Source organism: Pseudobacter ginsenosidimutans (assembly GCF_007970185.1).
Taxonomy (GTDB): Bacteria; Bacteroidota; Bacteroidia; order Chitinophagales; family Chitinophagaceae; genus Pseudobacter; species Pseudobacter ginsenosidimutans.
The window spans coordinates 6,202,283-6,226,127 of the sequence record NZ_CP042431.1; the positions used below are offsets into that span (position 1 = coordinate 6,202,283).

Genomic DNA, 23,845 nt, shown 5'->3' on the forward strand with positions numbered 1-23,845 from the left:
TCCACATTTGCAAATAGCAGGTTCTGCCAAAGCCCGCCGGCAGTGCTTCCTCACTTCCGGCTTTCTTTTTTATGCAGATGCCTGTTAAGGTTTAATGATTACTGAATTGCCTTCCACTGTAGCTTTTATGTCGCTATACCGGAGAATCTCGAGGAACTGGTTAAGGTTTACGGACCGGGGTATGTTACCGGTGAACCTGTCGGCGGGAATGCCTTTCGGATACACCACATCAACATTGTACCAACGTTCCATCTGCCGCATCAGGGCAGCTATATCTGTGCTCTTGAAACTGAATTGTCCATTTTTCCAGGCGATCTGTTGTTGTACATCCACGGCTTTCACCTGGATCTGCCTGTTCTGCAATCCGGGATACAGCAACGCCTGTTGCCCGGGCTTCAATACAACACCACCTGCGATCTGTGTATTTCCTTTCTGAACTCTTACCGATCCGTTCACCAGTGTTACAGCCGATGCCTCTTCGTTCGTATAGGCATTGATGTTGATACTGGTTCCCAAAACCTGCACCACAGCTTCATTGGTACGGACGATAAAGGGTTTGTTCTTATCCTGCTGCACTTCGATATACACTTCGCCCTGCACTTCTATTTCCCTTGTTGCAGCAAAACTCACAGGGAAGCGGATTGCACTGGCGGCATTCAGCCATACGCGTGAGCCATCGGATAAGGTTAACTGGTATTGACCGCCTTTGGGGGTTGACAGGGTATGATATGTAACCGGCATTTCCAGTTTTCCTGTTCTGTGCAGGTCTGTATAATCCAGCATCGCGTTATTACGGGATACACTGGCGCCGGAACCTGCATCCACCAATTGATTGCCCTTATTGTCCAGCTCCACTTCCCTTCCATTATCCAGGATCAGCACTGCTTTGTCCGTACCCGGCTGGATCGGTTGTAATGACTGTTTGCTTTTTTCTGTTGAAGCTGTTTTGCCATTTCCGTTTTTCTGTTCGGGAATCCAGAAAAACCATAAACCTGCTCCAAGCAATACCAGCACCATTGCCGCCGCATACCAGCGCCATAGCGGCCTGATCTTCCTTACTACAGGTTCTTCCTTCTGTAATAACGCAGGCCCTGCGCCGGCCCGAAAGATGGCCTGCAGCATTGCATCGGCCGTTCCTTCAGGGAACGACTGCTCCTCCAGTTTTGCAGGCTCCACTTTTTCGATCCATTGTTTCAGGATGGCGTCGTTCTCCGGACGCTGCAACAGTTCAAAGAGCGCCGCACGCTCAGATCCGGTTGCAGTTCCATTGAAAAACCTGCCCAGTAACCACTCTATCGATGGTGTGTGTTGATCCATAAGGCAAGATGGGTATACAGTAAAGAGACCTGAGCTGAACAGGTTGGGTTAATACTGCTGTAAATTATTTTTCGAGGAGGAGAAGAAGGATGATGGCAAACTCGATACGCGCCTGGCAATAAGCTTTCACAGACCGCATCGCGTGGGCAAGATGCACTTTCACTGTCTCAGGCGAAAGGCCCATGATCTCGGCCACTTTCATCCGGGGAAGCTGTTGCTCCCGGTTCAGCAGCCAGGCCTGCTTTTGCTGGGGAGGCAAAACGGCAATCGCTTCTTTGATGATGGTGGCAAACTCTTTCTGTTGCACCAGTTCCTGCAACTGCTGGCTGAAATGCCATTCGGACTGATCGGATTCATGGAGAACACTGTTGTAGCGCGCAATATTTTTCAATGTCCTGAATGCCCTGTGTTTGACCATCGTATTCAGGTAGGCTCCGATATTATCGATGGAAGGCAGCTGTTCTCTTTTGATCCAGAGCTGGAGAAAAACCTCCTGAACTATTTCTTCGGCAAGTTCCGAGGATTGAACAAGCGCCAGTGAATAAGTGTAAGCCCGGTTCCGGTAAAAATGGAATAATTCAGTGAATGCCTGTTGATCTGAACGGGCTATCCGTTCCAGCAGGTGCTTGTGGTTGTATGATTCAGCGGTTAACAACGGGTTGCAGGGGATTGGTATTGCAATAGTAGAATAATTATGGAATTCAAAAAAAACAAAAGGGCCAACCTGTAACGGTCAGCCCCTGTTTCCATAATTCTGCTTTTCTATTGCTTTATGATAATCCTGACAATCTGTTCCTGTCCGTTTGTTGCATACAAATAATACATTCCATTGGGCTGGCCAGAGAGATTGAAGTGAGCAACGCTGGCTACATTATTACCGGCAATGATACAGGAACTGATCACCCTGCCTGCATGATCACAGAGCCGGAAAGTATAGCGCGCATCCCATTTCCTGTTCAGGATAAGAACGGTCAATGGACCTCTGGTTGGATTGGGCGCAATCACGAGGCGGAAATTCTCCGTTTTGTTTTCTGTGCCATACACGATGAAGCGCTGTTCTACCGTGTCGGCTGCGAGGTAATTCTCATTCCCCTGCTGGAAAGCTTTCAACACCACTTCCCCTTCACCATTGAAGCTGATGCTATTGCCATTCACTGTTGCCGGTCCGGAAGCCACATGATATCCAACAGGCAGCCCGGAGCTGGCGCTGGCAGCGGGTTGCAGGATGGATGTCCTCAACTGGTTGGCGATGGCGGGGAAACTGATCTGCTGAGCAGCTTTTGCCACCGGGATGGTCTTCTCTACTGCAGGAGCGGGAAAATAATTGGTATCCCCTGCCTGCGTTGCACGGATAGTGATATTGCCTGCCCCCAGAATGGTCAATACGCCTTCTTCATTTACGGTGGCATTACCGGAAATTACTTCCAGTGTTACGGGAAGGCCGGAATTTGCACTCACCGTGAGCTCTGCAGGATCATCGCCATAAGTGAGCTCAGGTAATTCGCCAAATGTGATGGCCTGTGTTTTCCTTTGCCATAGCTCCCATTCCGCAAACTGGGTATTGTTGTTGTTACCGTTGATGAGAATATTGAGCCTGTAATAAGTGAAGGCCTGTGTATTGCTGATCTCGAAACTTCGTGTGAGCAGCCGCGTTGGGAAGTCCTCATCTGCCCGGGAGTCCAGGGTAGTCCAGGTGGTACCGTTATTGGAGCCCAGCAGGGTCCAGTCTTTGGGATCGCGCTCTTCCACATCGTTGGCGGATGTGATGGTATAGCGGGTAACGATGGCGGGTACAGAGGAGCGATACTGCACCCACAATGTTTTCTTTCCGTTCTGGTAGTACTTTGTATTGATATCGTTATCGATGATATTGGGAAAGTTTTCGAGCGGGCGGTTACTTACAAATTGCGCAGTGAGCACACCACCATTATCTGTAATATCGAATGCTCCGGTATTGCCTCCGGGCGTTTCAGGGATGTACACTTTGGGCTCATTCAGGATCTGCGTAATGCGTGCGCGCAAAGCAGCGCGCAGTGTATTGCTGAGTTGTTCGGGCGTTGCGATGTTCTGAACAGCAGCGGCGCCCAGCCGGTCTTCCAGTTGTTGCAGGTAAAGGCTCCGGGGCAGCACATGAGTACCCCAGCTTTCCCAGTATCCATTTCCATTTTTCGTATTACCGATACAGCCCACGCCCCAGTTCCTGGCGGCTGCAGGACTTTCCACTTTTATATCGCTTTTTGTAGAAAAACAATTCCAGAACATGATCTGTGCGCCTGCCCATGCATGACCGCTGCCCATGTCTTTCCTGTTCTGAACGCGTATCTGTCCGCCATAAACATTATCGTATAATTGTCCGGTTGCCCAACGGTGATGTGGACCGATGTCTGCCTGTGTATTCTCCGACACACAATCGAGGAATACATTCGGTCCGGGTACTTTCGATCCGCTTACATAATCGTGGCGGCCTCCCCAGGTGAAACAACGCTGGAAGAAATTGGAAGTAGCATTGCCTTCCAGATTGAAAGAATATTTCCTGCTGCCGGTGGTCACGGATTTCGGATCTATCATCGCACAATCCTGTACCGTATTGAAGCGGCTCATATTGGACAGGTTGACCGCAGCATATCCGAAATACTTCACTATCACATCACGCACCCAGCAGTTCTCTGCCCTGTTCAACTGAATGCCGTTCCATCCGTGGTTTTCATCACTATCACCTTCGAAGTCGGATTCAAGGCGCATGTTCTCGATACCGCTGTTGGAAATACGCCCAACGATATTCGATTTGTATACTTCTCCTCCACCATAACGGGTTTCCATCGGGTCCATTACCGGAATATCCACTGTAATGGTATTGCCATTCACGGCAGTGATGGTGCGTTCGAAAGTGGTCTTGTATCCTGAAGCCACCCAGCCGTATTGCGCAACATCCAGCAATGTGATCCAGTCTTCATTGGGTGTGCGCTGGATCACCACTTTGTCGCCTGGCGTAAACGAATGCCCGGCAGCAACATCAAAACTGCTGACACCAGCAGGAACATAACTGGTAGTGATACGCGCTTTTGTGCCGGCAACCTCACCATAACCACTACCGCTCCCCTGCAAAATGATCAGCGTATGCTGGGATTTTTGTGTGGCATTCAAAACCGTTCCGTCAACACCATTTCCTTCGCCACGCAGCACCACTCCAGAGCTCCGGATATACAGGGGCCCTTCCACCAGGTAGAGCCCTCTCTTCAGCAGGATGGCGCCACGGAATCCATTGGCATCCGGCGTCAATGCAGCTACACGATCGATGGCAGCCTGTATCAGTGCGCGGCAATCGCCTTCAGCAGGGCTTACTGTTTCAACAACCGGCAATACTGGAAGAGACACACCGCCTCCCCTGTAACCCGAATGCGAAAAATCAGGCACGCGGTTTACCGTTTCTGTTTGTCCCTGGTTGGCATAAGGCGTGTAAACCAGTTTTCCATTTTCCAGATATACCAGCGGCGTTTGCGCGGTAGCGATAGCTGTGTAGAATAATGAGAAGATAGCGAGCAAAAGCCCGCTGAAAAATGTAGAAGTTTTCTTCATAGCGGCAAGTTTAGTTAGCGGATTCAAACTACGATCGAATATGCTATTGCAACTAAACTAAAACCGCATTGTATTGAGTTATTTGGGCAATGCAGACGAGCCTGCTTATCCTATCGATTCAACCACCTTGAGTTTGGTGATCTCGAAACCGCTGAAAATGCGGGATAGATTGGCATCGCCGGAAGACAAATAGTTCTTGATATTACTCTGACTGATTATACGCCAGAAATTCTTTCCCTTCAGATCATCATAATCCCTTGTGTTCACAAAGAAACCAATGAATGGATCCCTCGACTTAAAACTTACCTTAACCGCCTGACGGTCGAATTCAATCTTTTGGATAAAGGAATCGATCTGTGTATTTGTCATTTAAAATAGATTTAGTCAACAGCCTGTTGCAACAGGCGTTTATACAATAAAAAGGAAGGAAATTGTTGATAAGAGAAGGTGCAGCGGTGAAGATAGCATTAATAATCCCTATATTCATCTTGTTGGGTATTTATTAACAATACTTAGCGTACCTTACAGGTAATAGACCAGCGAATCACTCATGCTGTAGTTCCCGCTTCTCCACTATCAGTTTTCCGCAATCTATCTTTAAATTCTATTTTATGTGGATACTGATCTTTTTTATCGTTATTTGGTACTCTTCACTTTTCTGCCAGACATTCTTTCAACACAGATACGCCGCTCACCGGGCATTCAGGATGAATAAATTCTGGGAACGCGTGTTTTTCATTTTTACATATATCACGCAAGGTTCTTCTTATATGAGCCCAAGAACGTATGGCATTCTGCATCGCATGCACCATGCGTATACAGACACAGAAAAGGACCCGCATTCTCCGGAATTCTCAAAGAATGTATTTCAAATGATGTTGCGCACACGTAATATCTACAATAAGATACATAAGGGAAAAGTGCAGGTGGAAGAAAGATTTACCCATAATCTGCCGGAGTGGTTGGCCTTCGACAAGATTGCCAGTTCTCCATTGTCGCGCATTTTGTGGTCCGTGGCCTACCTGGCATTATTTCTATTATTATCGCCCACTTTATGGTGGTTATTGTTATTGCCAGTTGTGATCACCATGGGTGCTTTTCACGGAGCCATCATCAACTGGTATGCCCACAAATATGGTTATACGAATTTCAAATTGAAGAATACCTCTCAGAACCTGCTGGTAGTGGATGTATTGATGCTGGGAGAATCTTATCACAACAATCACCACAAGAATCCCAATTCCATCAATTTCGGAAAACGCTGGCATGAACTGGATCCGGTTTATCCTTTAATAAGATTCCTGGCCTGGTGCAGGATCATCAAGCTCAGGAATCAGCCACAGGAGTAATGTTTCTCTTTTTTGAACGGATGACGTATCTTACTGTCCATGCAGATCCGGTCTATTTTAATCACAACAATCATGGGAGTTCTGATCAATTGCATTCAGGCTCAAACCTTCAAAAAGTTCGATACAGTTTTTCTCTCCGGTGAATACAATGATTTCTTTCAACAATATTCTGCTATCAGGGCAATCAATATCGATGCAGAAAGAAAGGGATTCATATCCCTCAGGTTAGACAAGCAGGGAAATGCCGCATCGCATTATTTCGATATCAGCTTTGAAGGCGACAAATACCTCCTCAGAAAAGAATATGGAGAAATCCCGCTTCCAACAGCACTCCTGGAACAACTATCGTCCAGGGTTTGCAAGCAAAACTGGTATGCATCATTCCGCGTAGTGACAGATACAGTTTTTTCCCATCTGCGCTATTATTGTCCGGGTGACTCGCAGGACTGGGATCGGCATTTTGAGTCAGTGAGAAACGGGATCAGTTACCCGGGTGGGATAAAAGAACTGGAACCGCTTGTGCAGGAAGCGCTCAGGAATGCAGTATTCCATGATTCCATTTATTTGTTGCGTGCAATTGTAAGTCCCGACAAAACGATTAACCATTTCGAAGTACTGGAAGGAAGCAATAAGATGGTTACCGACAGTATCATTGCAGTACTGGAGAAAACAGGTCCCTGGCACCCGGCCATGCAGGGAGGCCGGCTTGTGAAATCCTACCTGAAACTATTCATCAGGGTATTACCGGATCAAAGGATCCGCCTCTACGTTCAGTACCTGTAAATTTTTTTCCTCTTCCCTTCACCCTATTCCCCTCTTCATGTGCTTTCCTTCCGGAAAGCAATATATCAACCATAAACTGAAAAAATGAGGGGAATCCAAAAGCCGTTGGCACTTATAACCGGTATCCTTTTGACGGCGGCGATGGCAGTCTGTCAACCCGTGGACATAACAAAAGAGCCGTCCCATAAGAAGACCATGCTGGATGCCGTAATGTATCATCTGCTTACAAAACATTATGCACCCAAACCGATCGACAATAATTACTCCCAGGCTGTCTGGGACAATTTTCTCCATTACCTGGATTCCAACCATATCCTGTTCCTGCAATCGGACCTCAACAAGCTGGGCACACACCGGCACAGTATAGATGAACAACTGAAAACCGGTTCCAGTGCATTCTTCGATGCAGTGATGGAAATTTATGCATCACGCATAACCGAAGTACAACGGTTGTATCCGGAAATCCTTTCTTCCGGTATGCAACTGGAAAAGAAAGAAAGCTTCACTCCCGGCAGCAGGCTGCAACCTTTTCCATCCGGGACTGAAGAAAGAAAAGATGCCTGGAGGAAGATGCTGAAATACGATTTCCTGAAAAAATATATTGCAGCAAAACAGGCAAAAGGAAAAAACAGTACAGCAATCAACACATTGCCGGCTTCACTGGAAGCCAGTATCAAAACCAGTATCCGGCATCAGTACGATGCCGGTTTCAGTCAGCAGCTCAGTGCAAGAGCCATCACGGAAAAGTTCTACCAGTATGTGAACATCATCGCAATGGAGATGGACCCGCATACGAATTTCATGCTGCCCGATATCGACCGGGCGCCACCGGGAATAGATGGTAAACCTTATTTCAGCGCGGGATTCACACTGTCCGAACAAGGCGGAGAACATTATATCACCGAAATTATCCCCGGCAGTTTCGCAGAGCAAAGCGGGCAGGAGCTGGTAAACCATCGGATCATCTCGATCCGGGACTCTACCGGAAAGATGACCACAGTATCAGGCAAAACTTCACTGGAAGTTGCGCACCTCCTCAGTGGAAAGAAAGGCTCCTCCCTGAACATGATCATCGCCAACAATTCCCTGGAAGAAAAAGAAGTGAGCATTGCCCGGGAAGAAATGAAATACAATTCCTACAGGATGAGGTCCGCCATCCTGGAACGGAATGGGAAAAAGACCGGCTATATCTATTTCCCATTCTTCTACGGCAATTTCGCATTCAAGAATGATATCGGCGTGGAATCTGATCTGCTCAGGGAATTAGCCAAGCTGAACGGACTGGAAGCGGAGGCCCTGATCATCGACCTGCGTGGCAATCCCGGCGGCTCAACCAGCGAAGCAGAGCGGATGCTGGGCGATCTCATGGGAGCAGGTGATGTTTCGATACTGAAAGGAAAAAATTCAGAACAGGTGCTGGGGAATCCTGTTAACACTGAGCCCCGGTTCAAAGGCCCGCTTACCATTATGCTGGACGAGTCCAGCGCATCAGCATCGGAGATCTTATCCGCCGCAGTCCAGGATCATGGAAGAGGTATCCTTATCGGCACTGCCAGCAGCTTTGGAAAAGGTACAGCGCAGACCACGATCGGTATTGTAAAAAAAGAGAACGACAAGGCCGTGATCCAATATGGCACCCTTAAACTCACAGAAAAGAAGTTCTATCGCATCAACGGGATCTCCACACAGTTCAAAGGCGTTACGCCAGATATCGTTATCCAGCAAAGGATGAGCAATAACAGCATCCGTGAGATCGACTACCCCACTGCGTTACCGGCAGACACACTGAAAGTGGAAAACTATACACCGGGAAAAAGGAACTTCAATTATGAGCTGGTGGTGAAGCAGGCAAGGGAAAGGATCAGCAACAACCCTGCCCTGCAACTGATCGCAGAAAATATGCAACAACTGGAAAAACTGCAGGCGGCACCCTGGGAGCTCACGATACAAGGTTTTGAAAGCAAAACAAATGCCATTGCCCAACTGGAAGCAAATATCCGCAAAGCCAGGGAACCGGATCCCGGCAAATTGTTACAGGTTGAATCAAGCCTGCCGCCCTGGATCAATCCGGACACGCTCCTGCCCTTCGAGCACCTGCAATACCAGCATTGGCTGAACCAACTCAAAAAAGATATTTACCTCGCCGAAGCATTGAGCGTAACAGAAGACATGATGAATCAATCAAATAAGCAACTCCCATAAAGCAAAACAGCCCCGGATTTCCCGGGGCTGTTATTTGTTCTTCATGTACGGAATTATAAAATCTCTTCCAGTTTTTTCTCCAGTGCTTCTCCTCTCAGATGTAACGCTACGATCTTTCCATCAGGACCGATCAGGTAGTTCATCGGAATAGTTTGTAAAGTGTACAGTTTCCAGATCTGATCGCTTTCTGCTTTGGTGAGCGTTGCTACATGGTTCCAGGGAAGTCCATCCTTGTTGATGGCATCCACCCATGCCTTACGGTCTCCGGGCCTTTCCAGCGATACACCCAGCACTGTGAAATTTTTATCCTTGAAACGGTTGTAAGCCTTCACGATATTGGGATTCTCGAAACGGCAGGGCATGCACCAGGAAGCCCAGAAATCGAGCAGTACATATTTTCCGCGGAAAGAAGACAAATGGACAGGATTGCCCAATGTATCGTTCAGCACAAAATCAACGGCTTCTTTTCCTACACCCAGCTTGAATGCATTTTCGATCTGTGTGGCCATCGTTTTTCCAACAACGGTTTGTTGCAGTGAATCGGCCAGGGTTTTGAAAATGGCCGCGTATTTTTCTTTTTCCTCTGCCAACGCTTTTGCATTGAGCTTATCCCTGAAAATACCCAGCGATACATGTGACTGCGGATACTTCTTCAAAAACACATATTCCATACTGTCGATCTGCTGCTTCAGGCTTTCATTGAGATCATTATACTTTTTCCTGTTGATGGAATCCCGATTTGATGTAGCATTCAGCATAGCGTAGAATGCTGCATCCTGTTTTATTTCATAAGGCCGCAGCATCTTCTGAAAATTGGCAAGGTCTTTCTGCGCCTTGCCCGGAGCTTTCAATTTCGCTTTTACAAGAGGTACTCCATCTACAGTGATCAATCCACCTTCAATAAAGAATTCCACTTTTTCGGACATAGTCCAGATCTTATCGCCGCGCATTTCTTTAGGGATAGCCAGGCTCAGTGTTGCTTTTGAAGGCTCCACCACTGTTCCTTCGATAGTGTATTTTCCATTTTTGATCACAGCAGAGCTGTACATTTTTCTTTCTCCGTTGAAATAGGAAAGTGTGATCTTCTCGCCATCGCGGGAAGTATTCTTCAGCGTTCCGCGCACCGTAAAAGGAGTTTGGGCGGATGCAACGGCTGCCATCATTGTAATTGCACTTAGAGCCAGTACTTTCTTCATCATTGTTTTCATTGGTTTTACGGAGCTGCCTTAGTTCACAGCTCTCCAGTTCATGTCTTTTATTTTGATCAGTCCATCCCAGTCGGCCCTGTCAACGCGCGTAATGGTAACGGTATTGGGATCAGTGCCCACCATAAAGCGGCGCAGCCTTCCTTTTGTTGAAGGATTGTAGGTAGCGATATAGAGCGCGTTGGTGGTATGATCTATCTGGGTATCGAATTTGAGCATGGTGATCTCATCGCCACCGGTCTCAGGCAAGGTGTATGATTTTTCGAAGCCCCTGTTGTAATCGTATGCATAAAGCGTATTGCCCACAGCATAGAAAACAACTGTACGCCTGGAGGAAAAAGCATAGAAATCTGCATTGGCAAAATTGGTGGCGATGGGCAACACGGTATACATATCGCGTTTCAATGGTGTTGCACCGCTTGCATAGAACTTGTAGATGTAATGGTTTCCGGCGCCATCTTTCATGATGGCAAAGGAATTACCGTTGGTGGAGCCTCCATCTGTATTACGCGTATTCTCGCCATATACGAGTGTACGGCCAACAGCAGCCTGGTCCCAGGGAAAGGGCTCTCCTGCTACATCGGAAGGGATCGTAGACACCAGGCCAAAGCCGAAAGTGGCATAATTCAGGAAGCGGTTATTTTCAGTATCGTACCACATCGCTGCGCTCATATTGCCGATGGAGTACCATAAATAAGGCGCGGCCGGCACCAGATGATCATAATTACCATCCAGCCTGTTGATGGCATTGGTATAAAAATCGCCGCCGGTAAGGAAAGTATGTGATGTAAAGATATTTCCATCGGAGGTCATCATAGCCCGCGCATTAGCGTTACTGGTATTCCCTGCCCTGTCTCTCATCTGTGGTGCATATAACATGGGGGTCAATGCCTCTTTATCCAGCGCCTCGTTAATTGCCACGATCGTTGCGAACTTATTATCTGTTGTTCCTTTCATGGTCTTCCGGTCCAGATAATACGAGCCGCTTCTGGTCATGGCCCATACCCTGCCGTAATTATTATTCGTTGATTTATCTCCGTTATGCACTATGGTGAAAGGGTCCTGCAAAGCCGGCAATCCGCTGTTGGCCAGGATGCCACGCACTACCTGTGTATCGCTTACCATAGAGATCATATCCACATCGGCAAATCCGTTCTCTCCTGTTCCCATCAGCATGATGCCTGTTCCATAGAGGGTACCAACGCTCAGGTTGGCCGCAGCCTTCCAGGATACGCCTGTTTCATTGTCCACGATCCTCAGTGTAAGCACATAGGCGTCAGGTGTGATGTCTACCGCGTAATCGAGTACAGGTGCAGTTCCCAGGGTATCCAGCCGGGTGGTTCCTTTTCCGAGGATCCAATAGTAGGAAAGCCTTGAAGGGTCTTTGATCTCCTGCGACATTTTGATATTGGGCTCGATATGCAGTACATCGATGCCGTAGATGACGGAATACGTATTGGCAAGGCCACTGATAGTGATCTCGTTGATCTCTTTGTAATCGTAGTTTCCGGTGTCCTTGTAACAGGCCGGCAGGAAACCTGCCAAAATAATGGACGCAATTATGATGAATTTTTTCATAATCAATTTCTGTGTTGTTAACAGTTAGGGATGGTAGGGTACGCCGATATAGGATGTCCAGGGAACCGATCCTGCAAACATGAGCCTGCCGTCATCTTCCAGCACAGGCGTTCCTGCATTGAACTGGTTGATGAGATAACGCCCAAGCTCATTCGAGATCAGTATCACAAGTACGGGCGTCATGGTAACTTCGGAAGCAAAGTCTTCATATTTCAGATCGAAGAGCTGGCACATCAGTTCCATTTTTTTCCTGGTGAATGCGCCCCATACACCTGCTTCCCGATTGCCATCCTGAACAGAACCACGCCATACAGCGGGCTGCACCATCAGGTCGTTGATATTGATAACATGCAGCGACGCGTCGAAAGCGGTATCATTACCAATTGTGGTTTCACCCAGGCCGGGTATGGCCTTCCATTCCGGGAAGGAAAGTCCGAAATGTTCATTAGCTACAAGCCGTAGCCCAAGCCTGATATTTTTGTTCAGCATTTCCGGGGTGCGCTTCACCGTTATGGGAATATAGCCAGTGATTGCATTGGCGGGTATATTGTAAGTGTCTCCGAAAGGCAGATAGTGTACACCGGCTACCGCCGTGGTGGAATCAGGGTTCACCACCACTTTGAATGGACGGTCATAATCTTTCACAGGCCCGGTAATGTTCACAGCTATACTGAGCTGCAGCTCCTGTACCGCCTCCGGTTGTTTTACAAATTCCACATTGGTATATGGACGGAAGGGCCAGGATGCCGGGGCCGCCCAGGTAGGTCCGCTTCTCACACCAAAGTACACGCCCTCCATTCCTTCATATTCCATCATTTCCTTTTTACAGGACGCGAAGGGTAATACAATCGCCAGCAGAACCGACCAGAATATCATCTTTTTCATTGTATCATTTTTTAATGTAGAGTAATTAATTGCCCCTCACTGAAATTTCACTCAAAGGCAATGGCACAACGTAATTGCCCAACTGCATTTGTTTGGTGCCTGTGAGGTTGGCATTGTTGGGAATGGTTGTTGTTGCATTCCGTTTATAATAAAAGAACATCTGCCCTTCTCCTATCACTTCTTTCCTGAACTCACGGGTGATGAAATCTTTCAGTTGTGTAGTGGTGGTTGGCGACAGGCTTACACAGTTCCTGGCGGTACGCAGCAGGTTGAGTAATGCTGTTCCATCTTCCAGTGTGGGACTGCATTCTGCCGCAATCAGGATCAATTCACTCAGCCTGATCAGGGGAATGGCGTTGGGAGCAGGTTTGTTAGTGGAAACAGCATATTTCACATGCGTAAGGAAATTGCCATTGGTGTTGCTGAGTGTGAGCCACGACTTGAGCCGGAAATCATTCTGATCATCATACAATCCATTTTTCCTGCTTTGGTTATCATCATAATTGTTGAAACTGAGGCGCAGCTCTTTCTGAATGTCTGGTGCAAAGAAGTTCGTATAGAGATTCTGACGGTTGATCTTGTACAGCGAGAACATCACTTCCGGTATGAAAATATGATCGAAATCTGCGGGCGTTGCCGTGGGTGATACAGGTCCAAGCCCGAAAACAGGTTTATCCCCGTTGAGGGTTTCCGCGAGTACATCCATAGCTTCCGTCATTGCATTCACCTTATCCTGCTTCCAGAGATATGCCCTTGCCATCAATGCTTTCACAGCATAATAATTGAGACGGTACTGCCTGAAATAAAAATCGTTCGCACCTGTGGCGTTTGCACCGTGACGAATGCCCTCTGTGATGATCGGATCGCTCTCTTTCAGCAAAGCGGCGGCAGCCTTGAGATCATCGAACACCCGTTTCATGATCTCCTCAGAGCTCAGCAGATCGGTTACGGTTGGCCGTGGGGCAGTATTGTATGGGATGCAGGCGCGGCCTTTGTCCGCTTCAGACCAGATGGGGCCGAACAGTCGCAGCAGATCAAAATGCAGCATCGCGCGGAGCGCGAGGGCTTCCCCTTTCACGATACCGAAGTAGGGAGCAGGCAGCAAAGGGTTGCTGTTCTGTCCACATTTATCGATGATCACATTGCAGTTGACGATCAACTCGTATGCCTTCTTCCAGATATTATCCATCGCCGTTCTCGTATTCTCAGCTGTATACACAAAAGTGGTGGTATTGTAAAAACGATGTGTGGAGATGTTCATGAAGTAATAGTTCGCCAGCACATCGAGCGTGGAGAAACTCATGTTCTCCCCATACAGGGCGGAATTGGTGAGCTCCACGTACACACCGTTCAAGGCATTCAGGTAGCCCTCGCGGGTGGAGAAGAGCTGGTCTTCATTCAACCTGTCTGAAGGCTTTACATCGATCCATTTGTTACATGCACCCAGCAGCAGGGAGAACATCATACAAAAGGAAATAATCTTTATTTTCATTCAAATTCGTTTTGGCTGTTATCAATTAAAAACGCACACCTACAGAGAACGACATCGATCTCGCGAACGGGTAATCGATCCCGCGTTCATTCATTACCGTTGCTACCCTGAAGATATCGTTCATGTAAAGCCTTAAGGTTACGGATGAAGCGTGGATCGCTTTCACCCAGCGGGCTTTCGAATTTTCGTATCCCAGAGAAATGGCTTCGCCGGCCAGGATATTATTGTCTTCTACAAAACGGGACGACATTGGATTCGATCTTGAATCGGAAATGGCTTTGAATTTGGCATTATCTCCGGGTTTCTGCCAGCGGTCTGTCAATGCGCGCCTGTCCTGGTTCAAACCGATCTTTTCATACGCGATATTCTCCACTTTATCATAGAGTGTTTGCATGAATATTTGTCCACCGAAACGATAACGGAGATTGATATTGGCGAAGAACCCCTTGTAGGAAATGGAAGTACCGATAATACCTTCCAGGTCCGGATCGCTGTTGCCCACCACTACTTCATCTTTATAATTGTGTACAAAAGTCTGTTTGCCATCTTTGGTGAGGAAGATCTCTCTTCCGGTGGCAGGATCGATGCCGAGTGAACGGACTGCCCAGAGATCGGAAGGACTAGCACCATCATAATAGCGGGTCATGTTCACGCCTTTGTTCTTTTCGTTGAAATTGCTCAGGGCATTGCCGAAATTGGTGTAGTGGGAACGGAGATGGCGGCCATTGATGTTGACGATCCAGTTGAGGTCTTTTCGTTGCAGCAGTGTGTAGTTGGCTACAAGTGTAAATCCTTTCTGCTCCTGCCCTCCCAGGTTATCTGTTACGCTGCTGGCGCCGGAAGAAGAAGGTACATTCACGAATACCAGCAGCGGGTCTGTCGTTTTTACGAAATAGTCGGCATTGATACGAAGGCGGTTCTTGAGCGTGATCAGGTCCAGACCGATATTGCGGTCGAGCGTTTTCTGCCATTTCAGGGAAGGATTGCCGAAATTGCTCACGATCACGCTGGGCCCAAACGGGTTCCGGTTTTCATTGTTGTACCTGTACACCCTCATGCTTACATAATCACTGAAATTCTGGTTGCCGGGATTACCGATAGAACCGCGGATACGGAAGCTGTTCACCCATTCGTAAGCACGGTCGCGAAAGAATTTTTCATTGTGTATATTCCAGGCAAGTCCCATGCTCCAGATAGTGGTGAACTGCCTGTTAGCTCCAAATACGGAAGCGCCATCTGAACGGACTGTTGCATCCAGCAGGAAGCGTTCATCGAAAGCATACCCGGTGTTCAGGAAATAACTGGCGCTGCGGCGTTTGGATTCCAGATAAGCGGCGCGTTTGCTTTCGGAATAATCGAATGCGAAAGCAGCGTTGGGAAACTCGTCGCCGATGAAGCCCTGCACTTCGTAGGAGCTGCCCACATTGGAGACCTGCGTTGCGCGCATACCGGCCACTACGTTGAGCATATGCTTTTCAGCCAGGAGCTTTCCGTAAGTAAGACTGAAGTCGCCATCATAGTTCACTTTCCTTTCATTGTTCTCAAAATAAGTGCCCTGCAAAAGCGGGTCAGTGCTGGCAAATTCTGAATTGAAAGGTGATTTGAATATTTCATCCCTCAGGGTTTGCTGAATGATCCCTACGCGCGCACGCGCTCTCAGTTCAGTAAGGATCCGCCATTCAATCTCGAAGTTGTTGGTAAAGCCCTGGGACCTGGATTTGTTCACATTCCTGTTATGGAAATCATACAGGGGATTATAGTAGGTTTCGTTTTTAACAGGGGTGCTGCTGGCAAGGTCCACCCAGGTGAAGGATTCCAGTATTTTATTGATGCCGCCCGTTTCATTGTATTTCCGGAAATACGGATTGGCGCGGGAGAATGCGGAGAAAGGAATGGATTCCCTGGTGGCATTCACATCATCGATGGTCAAAGAGTTGTTGACGGAAAGTTTTCCCTTGCGGTACATTAGTTTCACATTACCACTGGTGATCTTCCTGTCTGAGCCTTTCATCACGCCCTGGTTATCGGCATAATTGAGGGTAACACCATAGCGGAGGTTAGCATCCCCGCCTTCAGCAAAAATAGAATGCCGTTGATTGGTGGCGAAGCGAAGGGGTTCATTCATCCAATAGGAATTCACGCCGCGTTTCACTTCAGCCAGCCTGCTGTTGTATTTGGCATCGGCATCGGCGGTGACGAAATTCCCATTGGCATCTATGGAGCCGAGAAATCCTGACCAGCGCTCGAATTCAAGTTTTTCAGCGGCATTCATGAGATTATAATCACTCAGGTCTGCCCAACTGAAGTAAGTGGAATTGTCATAGGAAACACGAAGGCGTCCGGGCGCCGGGCGTTTTGTTTCCACCACCACAACGCCGTTGGCTGCTTTGGAGCCGTAGATGGCCGTGGCAGCTGCATCTTTCAGGAGGGTGATGCTTTCGATGCGGTCCATGCTCATATCGCTGATCACAGAAAGAGTGCTTTCGAAGCCATCGAGAATGAACAAAGGCTGGTTGGGATTGGTACCATATTGTTCCGTTAAGCCGATCACACTGCTCTTACCCCTGATCTCGATATCCGGCAGTCGGTTGGGGTCTGAACCGAAAGTGGAATTCTCTACAATTGCAAAGGAAGGATCGAGTGTTTTCAATGCCTGCAGGGGACTCTGGTTGCCTACCATTTTCAGCTCCTTTGCTGTAAAAGTGGAAGAAGAACCCGTGAAGCTTTCCTTTTTACGTTGATAGATGCCTGTTACCACATGGTCCTGCATGGAGGAAACGGACTGAAGCATCTTAACGGTGATGCGATCGTTGTTCTTTATACGTACTTCGGTTTGTTCATAACCGATGGCGGTGAAAACGAGTACCTGTCCGGTCTCCGCGGCGATCGTGAACGCTCCTTTCGCATCTGTGGAGGCTCCACGCTTTGTGCCTTTAACCATTACCGTTACGCCGGCAATGGGCTCATTGGAGTCCGAGGACACAACGCCTTTGATCTGGCGTGCAGTGTCTGCAGGAGCAAACAGTTCTTTGGCGAAATTGTGAAGGGGTGATTCAATGGCTTTCCGCGAGAGCGTAATGGTCTTTCCTTCGATGCGGAAGCTCAGGGGCTGGTGGCGCAGCACTGATTCCAGGAAATCGCTGAGCGGCATATTATCCGCTGCAATGCTCACAGGTTTGGTGTCTGTCAGTAACAGTTTGTTGTAGAAGAACACGAAACCTGTTTGTTTCTCCACTGCCTGGAACAGTTGTTTCAGGGGAAGTCCTTTCGCAGAGAGTGAAATATTCTGCGAGAAAGAGTTGGCCGAAACGGTCAGGGAGGAGGCAAAAAGAAAGATGGTTAACAGTCTCATAGCTTTAATCATTGAAGCTGTGAGCAGTGCAGGAACGTCAGGGCCCTGAACAGCAGAATATACTCCGGAACTGTGCCGGAGGCGATTCTCATGGGGTTTTGGCCCTTTGCACAAAAAAGACGTGTCACACTGGTCACAAGTAGCAGTTTTGGGCATACTTTTGTTACAGTTTGGTTGGTTAAAAATGCTTAGCGTGCGTTTAAATCGACCCGGCTACTTTGCCGAAGGTGTTGCAAGCGCCTTCGGTTTTTTGCTTTTGGGACGATCCATTTTTCTATATTTCTACTTTCCTTTTTTCAACTTTTCTATCTTACTATTTTATACCTTTCTATTTTTTCCGTTATTGTTTTTCCGTTTTATGGCATTACGATCAGCTTGCGTCCTTCCACGCGGAAATGCACTTCTGATTCTATAAGCGATTTCAGTAAGCCCGACAGACTCATATCATTGCTCATCCTTCCACCGAATTCGATATTGGGGATACCTTGTTCGTACACCACTTCAATATCATACCAGCGTTCCACCTGCCTCATCACTTCTTCCAGGGTTGCGTCTTCAAAATTGAAGAGACCGTTTTTCCAGGCGATGGCTTTATCGATATTGGCATTGTTGATTATGCGTACGGGTTGAAGGCTTGTCTTGTTGCCTGCGGGTTTGATCTCAGCCTGCTGACCGGGTTTCACCGTTACGAATGAGCTGCTATCGAAGTCTGCGCCTGGCCTTACTTGTATGCCGCCATCCACCAGCGTGGTTTTGATAATGGTTTCATTGGAATAGGCATTCACATTGAACTGCGTGCCCAGCACCCTGATCTGTGCCTGGTTATTCACATTCACATAAAAAGGCTGACGATGGTTTTGCGCCACTTCAAAGAACACTTCTCCTGTTACTTCCACCTGTCGGTTATTCCCATTGAACACGGTGGGATACCTGAGCGAGCTGGCTGCGTTGAGCCAGACCTTTGTTCCGTCCGGCAATACCAGTTTGAACTGCCTGCCTTTTGGCGTGGAGAGCTGATTGAACACAGAGGCAGTCTTGCCAGCCTCCTGTGAATAGGCCAATGCTCCGTTGTTCAGCACTGCCTGCGTGCCATTCTGAGTGGCTACTACGCCATTACCCAGACTATCGAGTACTACCTGGGTTCCATCTGCGAGGGTGAGGATGGCGCCATCTTTTCCCGGAAGGATCTCCTGTTGTTCAGTAATAGCAGTTTCCTGTTTTCCATTTTTATTCAGGAAAAAATAACCGCCCACGCCTGCTGAAACTATCACCAGGGCTGCAACCCAGCCCCAGGTCCAGCTGCTGCGGACCGGCAATTCTTTTACCGGCGCCATTCCGGTGGAGCCACCCATACCCTGCCTGATCTTTTGCAGGATGATGGCTTCATTGTTTTCGGATTCTTCCTGGTGATACAAGAGCACCATCTCTTTCAGTTGTTCTTCATCGTTGATGGATTCAAAAAGAAGACGGTTACGATCCGACTGGGAGATCCATAGGTTAAGCTGCTCCTGCTGAGTGGCTGAAAGATCGCCCCGCAGGTGCCCGGTCAGTAGGTCAATAAGGTGCTGATTATGGGTCATAAGCCCCTATAACAATTGAGCGGACAAAATCAACCAGTCCATTTTTACATTTTTCCTATTTTTTTGGAAGTGGCCCGGATCAGAGTATGTCGCGGCACCCGAGGAGTAGTATGGCAGACAGCATGAAATCTTTTCCCAGTGCAAGTTGCAGAAGCTTTACAGCAGTGATCCGCTGGTTGATCACGGTCTGAGGTTTTATTTGTAAAAGTGAAGCGATCTCGGCAGGTTTCATACCATCCCGATAAGAAAGGAGGAATATTTCTTTCATACGCGGGGGAAGTTTGTTCACTTCAGCGTAGATCTTGCCTACCAGCTGGAGTTGCAGGAGTTCCTCAAAGAAGTCGCCCTGTTCACGGTCCTGGAGTTGGCGGAGCAGCTCATCCCTGCGACCAGCCTTCATTTGCTGGTGCTTCAAGAGATTGAAACATTTATTGCGGACGGTAACGTGGAGAAAGGCTTCAACTGAGTTGAGGTCGTTGAAATTTTGATTTTGCTGCCAGACCTGGATAAAGGCTTCTGCAGTGAGGTCCCGGGCATCTTCTATGTCCTGTACAAATTTCCTGGCAAACCAGAACACACGGCGATAGAGATTCCTGTACACTGTTGTGAATGCCTCTTCACTCCCTGCACGGAACTGCTGCATCAAAGCAAACTCATCCTGTATTTCAATTTCAGTTACTGCCACTAAGCGGGGAAAGCCTGGTAATTAAAGAATTATAACAATGAGGAAAGGTTGGCATGCGCAAGATAAGCAAATTCCAATTGAATGGGGATAGAGCCGCTGATTGGATGGCGGGTTTTACGAATTTCAGTTGAAGTGACAATTACTGGTTAGTGGAGATATGGAGCTCGTGTTTGTATTTGGGGGAAGTGATCATGATCTCGTTCTCTTTGCGTTGTTGCATCGTGATTTTGATGCCTTTTTTGATGAAGGTTTCGTTTCTATTTTTATATACTTCCTGTTTTCCATCTTCGCAAGACTCGTATTCTTTTTTTACAATGCATTGTCCGGTGAGGAGGTTGAAGTCGATATCCATCCAATATTCACAGATCTTTCCATAATGTTCTGAGTAGCCGATCAGGTAAAACTCGCCATCCTGGTAGCGGTATTTATCTGTTCTCGCCCATTTCCAACTGCTGCCGCCATCTTCACTGATGATCAGGATGCCATTTTTTATTTCAATGCCTGCGTAAGGATCGCTCATCATGCCGCCGTCTTTGCTGGCGGTTAAAGCCTGACTGGATTGCTTCCAAACAGTCCATTGCTTGTTTTTTTTTTTATAGATGATGAGTTCGCGGATATAGTTATCATTGAAATCTTTGGTTTGATGGGTGGTGTATGAGGCAACGAGTTCATAGATACCGTCTCTGTCCAGGTCACCGAAAATGGAGTCGATGACGGTGTAGTTGGGGGGAACGGGAACACTCTGAGTAAAGGCAGAAGTGATGGATAATAGAAAAATGGACAGGAAGAAGATGGTGTGTTTCATGGCTATGACATTTCAAAAATATGTACAGTATAATCAGAACAATGGGCGTAGAGAAGATTGTTCTGGACTTTGATTGCTGTTACCGCCTGGTTGATGTTGTGGTTACCTTCTGGGATATCGATGGCGGTATGCCATAAGAGGGATTGGGTGTTGAGGTCTATGATACCGATCTTGTTTTTTGAACCGATCGCATATCTTGACCTGGAAGAGCCAACGAAATAAAGCAATCCATCTTCTGAAAACTGGCAAAGAGTCCAGCTCAACTCGATTTCATGGGGATTGAGGAGATCAGAAAGATCATACCTGGTAATTTCATTGGTCAGGGTGTTCAAAATAGCCGCTTCATGTTTTGATGCTTTACCAATCATGTGGCCATTGAATGGTATCAGCGTTCCTCCGAATCCTTTGTATTCCTGAATTACTTCACCTGTGTTGATGTTGATACGGAAAGTGGAATGGTTCTGTGAGTCCTTATCATCATATACCCAAACAAAGAGATGATCACCGATAGTAATGAAATTTCCGATAGTGTCTACAGCAATTCCTTTCAGGAGTTCTGAATATTGATGTTGCCAGACATGACGATTGTTATGGTAGTCATAAAAAGAAAGAAATGATTTGCCCATGCATACGAATCCATGTTCGTTCATGGCCCAGGGCCCCCTGTCTTCTAATAATGGCCCCTTATGAACGATACGTTTTTCTTCAAAGTCGTATACCAGCAGATTCTCGCCATTAAATGTGATCAGATTCTTATGAAACAGGTTCATAAAATAAGAACCATCCAAATCAGTTAAATTTACTACTGCACTATCCGGAACTGAATAATAAAAATTCTTGCTGGAAAACAATAAATGACCATATTGATAAAAGCTACCTGAGTTGAATTGAAATGAATCTTCTAGTATCCCTCTATTATAGATATTAACTTTCTTATCCTTTAAACAAAACTCCTTATCATCAAAAACCAAAAAACGCTGAACATCTACTAATTTATTTAAAAACCGCACTGAAGACATCATCCTGATTGAATTTGTTTATAATGAAACTTACAAAATTATCTTCATTAAACTTGGCTATATCATCCGGAAAGAGAGCTTTTGCCTTTTCGTAACCAAGGCTTTCAAGGGCTTCTCTCCCTTCTGCCGACTTCAAATACTCCTGCACTTTAGCCTTTGCCAACTTATTCCCTTTGATCCGCCATTCCAACAGAGAAAGCCCCCTCAAATCAGGATTGTACAAATCTCTTTTTAGAAATTCCCTAATAAAATCCTCCTTTGAAACTGTATTTATGGTGAGCCATTTGTATTCAATGAATTTTTGAGGATCACCATTACTGGCCAGATCTATAAAGGCGTAGTTATCATCACTATTCTTAACAGACAACTCTATATTCCATTTTTTTCCTGCAAAATCATTCGCATTTTCCGTCAGATCCTGAATGATCCAATGCGCAGCCTGCGTATTCTGGGGGTTCCCATCCGTCAACTTTCCAATGAGACTTCCAAAATTATCGAATTCTATCGTAGGATGAGCAGCCATCGTTTTTCCAAATCTGTCGAGGTCCGTCATAACGGTAACGAATGAACCTTCATCCAGCCTGCTCCCTTTCACCCGGGCAAGTATATCATCTGTAAATCCCAGTTGCCTTAACTTTGGATTCCTGATAGCCTCAGTATAAATGAACAATGCATCTGCACTTTTCCGCAATTCGGTCCGGTTTGCCTGCCAAAGTTTTTTGTAGGCGTACATGGCATCTTCATTCCCTGCAATGAAACTTTTAAATACCTGGGATGTTTTGGCATCTACCAGGTCTTTGGAAAGCTCATCCAAAAAGCATTGCCCCCTTGCGGCCAGCAACATAAAACTAACCACGCATGTAAGTACAAACCGCAGCAAACCGGATGCTGTGATGGAATTTCTTATTGACATAAAACCTCCTTTGGATATTTCTTACGGAAGCCTTTCCAGCTATCCATAAGTTCAGAACTTTGTTTATTGAGTGCTTTCAGCACATCCTCACTTGCATTCCCGAAATCCTCCATGAACCTGACTTGCATAGGTCCGGTCATTTCGTCCAGGTGCCTGCTGATGAAACTATATTTGCCTGCACTGAGTTGTCTGGCAAGCGCTGATTCACCCAGTACATTATTCCCTAATTTGCCCATCCTCATTTCCGTTGGTATGGCATCATCGAAATTGTTCAGATCCGTTTCCATTTTTCTCATGATTCCGGATTCATCTGTAATGCCGAGCGACTTCATATCCCCTACCGATCCTCTAACGCTCTTGTACACACTGTACATCCCTTCGCCCATCGCGCCTGCATTCACGAGATTGGTGAAAATGCCGTAATTGGTGATGAAAGTTTCTGCCCTTGCCTTGCGCTTTTCCTTTTCCGCCAGGCTGATATTGGGTTCGTCCACTCCATAGAGCCTTTCAATAGCCCGTCTGCCGGCCGGCTGGTTCATCAGTTCATTGGCCAGCGGAACGGCAATCTTGGTACTCACCCAGATGTATTGCAATGCGCCTTTGGCAGCAGCATATTCTCCTGCGCTCAGAGCAATGAGCGCCAAATCGATACCCAACTGGATCTTATCGTTCGTAACCTTGTTCACCATCCAGGCTGCGGATATAGCGGGTATCTGTATGGTGTAAGGGAATTTCGCTACATTCTTCAGCTCCGGGAAATACTTCTCATCAGGCTCGGGTATCACCAGGTTGATGGTCTCCAGCGGTTCAACAGCCTTACTCTTCTGGAACGATAATCCACTTAATGACCCCATACCAGGCAATATCATAGGAAGTATAATACTCTTAACCGACAAATCGAATGTGGCATAATTGATCACCACCTTTCCATCATCCGTAAAGCTGACGCACTTTACCAACTCCAGACCTTCGCCAGATTTCCAGAGAATGGTAGGCGCATCGGGTTTGGGTTTTTCATTTTTAGCCGCCAGGTAAACCACATTCGCCTTGATCACTTCCCTGATAAAAGCATCGAAATTGGTATCGTTCATCAGGATATTCTTG

General features: G+C 47.1%; 18 protein-coding genes. 3 read left to right on the top strand and 15 right to left on the bottom strand.

The annotated features are described in order from the left end of the window. Window positions 1-84: 84 nt before the first annotated feature. From FSB84_RS24395 to FSB84_RS24410, 4 genes are all read right to left on the bottom strand, one after another. Window positions 85-1,317 (bottom strand): FecR family protein, encoded by a 1,233-nt coding sequence (locus tag FSB84_RS24395; protein ID WP_130540461.1) that lies wholly within the window; start codon window positions 1,315-1,317, stop codon window positions 85-87. Window positions 1,318-1,381: 64 nt separating this feature from the next. After that, entirely contained in the window at window positions 1,382-1,972 is a 591-nt protein-coding gene (locus FSB84_RS24400) for an RNA polymerase sigma factor (protein ID WP_158644102.1), read from the bottom strand. 107 nt (window positions 1,973-2,079) lie between these two features. After that, on the bottom strand, window positions 2,080-4,893 hold the full coding sequence (locus FSB84_RS24405) for a T9SS type A sorting domain-containing protein (RefSeq protein WP_130540463.1): 2,814 nt from the start codon (window positions 4,891-4,893) through the stop codon (window positions 2,080-2,082). 105 nt (window positions 4,894-4,998) lie between these two features. After that, the gene (locus tag FSB84_RS24410) at window positions 4,999-5,262 is read right to left on the bottom strand and encodes a short-chain dehydrogenase (protein WP_130540464.1); all 264 of its coding nucleotides are present in this window, start codon (window positions 5,260-5,262) and stop codon (window positions 4,999-5,001) included. A gap of 242 nt (window positions 5,263-5,504) precedes the next feature. Between FSB84_RS24410 and FSB84_RS24415 the strand changes: the two genes are divergently transcribed. The 3 genes from FSB84_RS24415 to FSB84_RS24425 all read left to right on the top strand — a co-directional run bounded on the left by FSB84_RS24415 (window position 5,505) and on the right by FSB84_RS24425 (window position 9,227). Further along, window positions 5,505-6,242: an acyl-CoA desaturase gene (locus FSB84_RS24415; RefSeq protein WP_130540465.1), complete on the top strand. Its 738-nt coding sequence runs from the start codon at window positions 5,505-5,507 to the stop codon at window positions 6,240-6,242. A gap of 72 nt (window positions 6,243-6,314) precedes the next feature. Continuing rightward, complete coding sequence (locus tag FSB84_RS24420) at window positions 6,315-7,025, top strand: hypothetical protein (protein WP_130540466.1); 711 nt, start codon at window positions 6,315-6,317, stop codon at window positions 7,023-7,025. A gap of 105 nt (window positions 7,026-7,130) precedes the next feature. Further along, window positions 7,131-9,227: a carboxy terminal-processing peptidase gene (locus FSB84_RS24425; RefSeq protein ID WP_165434893.1), complete on the top strand. Its 2,097-nt coding sequence runs from the start codon at window positions 7,131-7,133 to the stop codon at window positions 9,225-9,227. A 53-nt stretch (window positions 9,228-9,280) separates the two neighbouring features. On the opposite strand, the gene FSB84_RS24430 is transcribed toward FSB84_RS24425, so the two are convergent. From FSB84_RS24430 to FSB84_RS24480, 11 genes are all read right to left on the bottom strand, one after another. Beyond that, window positions 9,281-10,426: a TlpA disulfide reductase family protein gene (locus FSB84_RS24430; RefSeq protein ID WP_158644103.1), complete on the bottom strand. Its 1,146-nt coding sequence runs from the start codon at window positions 10,424-10,426 to the stop codon at window positions 9,281-9,283. A gap of 27 nt (window positions 10,427-10,453) precedes the next feature. Continuing rightward, window positions 10,454-12,010 carry a PKD-like family lipoprotein gene (locus FSB84_RS24435; protein WP_130540469.1) on the bottom strand — a complete coding sequence of 519 codons (1,557 nt, stop codon included), beginning with the start codon at window positions 12,008-12,010 and terminating at the stop codon, window positions 10,454-10,456. A 24-nt stretch (window positions 12,011-12,034) separates the two neighbouring features. Further along, window positions 12,035-12,895, bottom strand: a complete 861-nt coding sequence (locus tag FSB84_RS24440) for a DUF4843 domain-containing protein (protein WP_130540470.1) — start codon at window positions 12,893-12,895, stop codon at window positions 12,035-12,037. Between the two features lie 25 nt (window positions 12,896-12,920). Further along, window positions 12,921-14,387, bottom strand: a complete 1,467-nt coding sequence (locus FSB84_RS24445) for a RagB/SusD family nutrient uptake outer membrane protein (protein ID WP_130540471.1) — start codon at window positions 14,385-14,387, stop codon at window positions 12,921-12,923. 25 nt (window positions 14,388-14,412) lie between these two features. Continuing rightward, on the bottom strand, window positions 14,413-17,739 hold the full coding sequence (locus tag FSB84_RS24450; RefSeq protein WP_130540472.1) for a SusC/RagA family TonB-linked outer membrane protein: 3,327 nt from the start codon (window positions 17,737-17,739) through the stop codon (window positions 14,413-14,415). A 356-nt stretch (window positions 17,740-18,095) separates the two neighbouring features. After that, a complete protein-coding gene (locus FSB84_RS24455) occupies window positions 18,096-19,319 on the bottom strand; it encodes a FecR family protein (protein WP_130540473.1) in 1,224 nt (407 codons plus the stop codon). A gap of 79 nt (window positions 19,320-19,398) precedes the next feature. Beyond that, window positions 19,399-20,004, bottom strand: coding sequence for an RNA polymerase sigma factor (locus FSB84_RS24460; RefSeq protein ID WP_130540474.1), 606 nt, complete (start codon window positions 20,002-20,004; stop codon window positions 19,399-19,401). A 139-nt stretch (window positions 20,005-20,143) separates the two neighbouring features. Further along, entirely contained in the window at window positions 20,144-20,809 is a 666-nt protein-coding gene (locus tag FSB84_RS24465; RefSeq protein WP_130540475.1) for a hypothetical protein, read from the bottom strand. Between the two features lie 2 nt (window positions 20,810-20,811). Continuing rightward, window positions 20,812-21,579, bottom strand: a complete 768-nt coding sequence (locus FSB84_RS24470; RefSeq protein ID WP_130540476.1) for a hypothetical protein — start codon at window positions 21,577-21,579, stop codon at window positions 20,812-20,814. Between the two features lie 223 nt (window positions 21,580-21,802). Beyond that, the gene (locus FSB84_RS24475) at window positions 21,803-22,561 is read right to left on the bottom strand and encodes a hypothetical protein (RefSeq protein ID WP_130540477.1); all 759 of its coding nucleotides are present in this window, start codon (window positions 22,559-22,561) and stop codon (window positions 21,803-21,805) included. Window positions 22,562-22,731: 170 nt separating this feature from the next. Continuing rightward, a complete protein-coding gene (locus FSB84_RS24480) occupies window positions 22,732-23,832 on the bottom strand; it encodes a hypothetical protein (protein ID WP_147122350.1) in 1,101 nt (366 codons plus the stop codon). Between the last annotated feature and the right edge of the window lie 13 nt (window positions 23,833-23,845).

Bases quoted from the DNA above. Each gene is read 5' to 3' on its own strand.
- FSB84_RS24395 (WP_130540461.1), bottom strand. From the start codon at position 1,317: ATGGATCAACACACACCATCGATAGAGTGGTTACTGGGCAGGTTTTTC.
- FSB84_RS24405 (WP_130540463.1), bottom strand. From the start codon at position 4,893: ATGAAGAAAACTTCTACATTTTTCAGCGGGCTTTTGCTCGCTATCTTC.
- FSB84_RS24410 (WP_130540464.1), bottom strand. From the start codon at position 5,262: ATGACAAATACACAGATCGATTCCTTTATCCAAAAGATTGAATTCGAC.
- FSB84_RS24415 (WP_130540465.1), top strand. From the start codon at position 5,505: ATGTGGATACTGATCTTTTTTATCGTTATTTGGTACTCTTCACTTTTC.
- FSB84_RS24420 (WP_130540466.1), top strand. From the start codon at position 6,315: ATGGGAGTTCTGATCAATTGCATTCAGGCTCAAACCTTCAAAAAGTTC.
- FSB84_RS24430 (WP_158644103.1), bottom strand. From the start codon at position 10,426: ATGATGAAGAAAGTACTGGCTCTAAGTGCAATTACAATGATGGCAGCC.
- FSB84_RS24435 (WP_130540469.1), bottom strand. From the start codon at position 12,010: ATGAAAAAATTCATCATAATTGCGTCCATTATTTTGGCAGGTTTCCTG.
- FSB84_RS24440 (WP_130540470.1), bottom strand. From the start codon at position 12,895: ATGAAAAAGATGATATTCTGGTCGGTTCTGCTGGCGATTGTATTACCC.
- FSB84_RS24445 (WP_130540471.1), bottom strand. From the start codon at position 14,387: ATGAAAATAAAGATTATTTCCTTTTGTATGATGTTCTCCCTGCTGCTG.
- FSB84_RS24450 (WP_130540472.1), bottom strand. From the start codon at position 17,739: ATGAGACTGTTAACCATCTTTCTTTTTGCCTCCTCCCTGACCGTTTCG.
- FSB84_RS24455 (WP_130540473.1), bottom strand. From the start codon at position 19,319: ATGACCCATAATCAGCACCTTATTGACCTACTGACCGGGCACCTGCGG.
- FSB84_RS24465 (WP_130540475.1), bottom strand. From the start codon at position 20,809: ATGAAACACACCATCTTCTTCCTGTCCATTTTTCTATTATCCATCACT.
- FSB84_RS24470 (WP_130540476.1), bottom strand. From the start codon at position 21,579: ATGAACCTGTTTCATAAGAATCTGATCACATTTAATGGCGAGAATCTG.
- FSB84_RS24475 (WP_130540477.1), bottom strand. From the start codon at position 22,561: ATGTACGCCTACAAAAAACTTTGGCAGGCAAACCGGACCGAATTGCGG.
- FSB84_RS24480 (WP_147122350.1), bottom strand. From the start codon at position 23,832: ATGAACGATACCAATTTCGATGCTTTTATCAGGGAAGTGATCAAGGCG.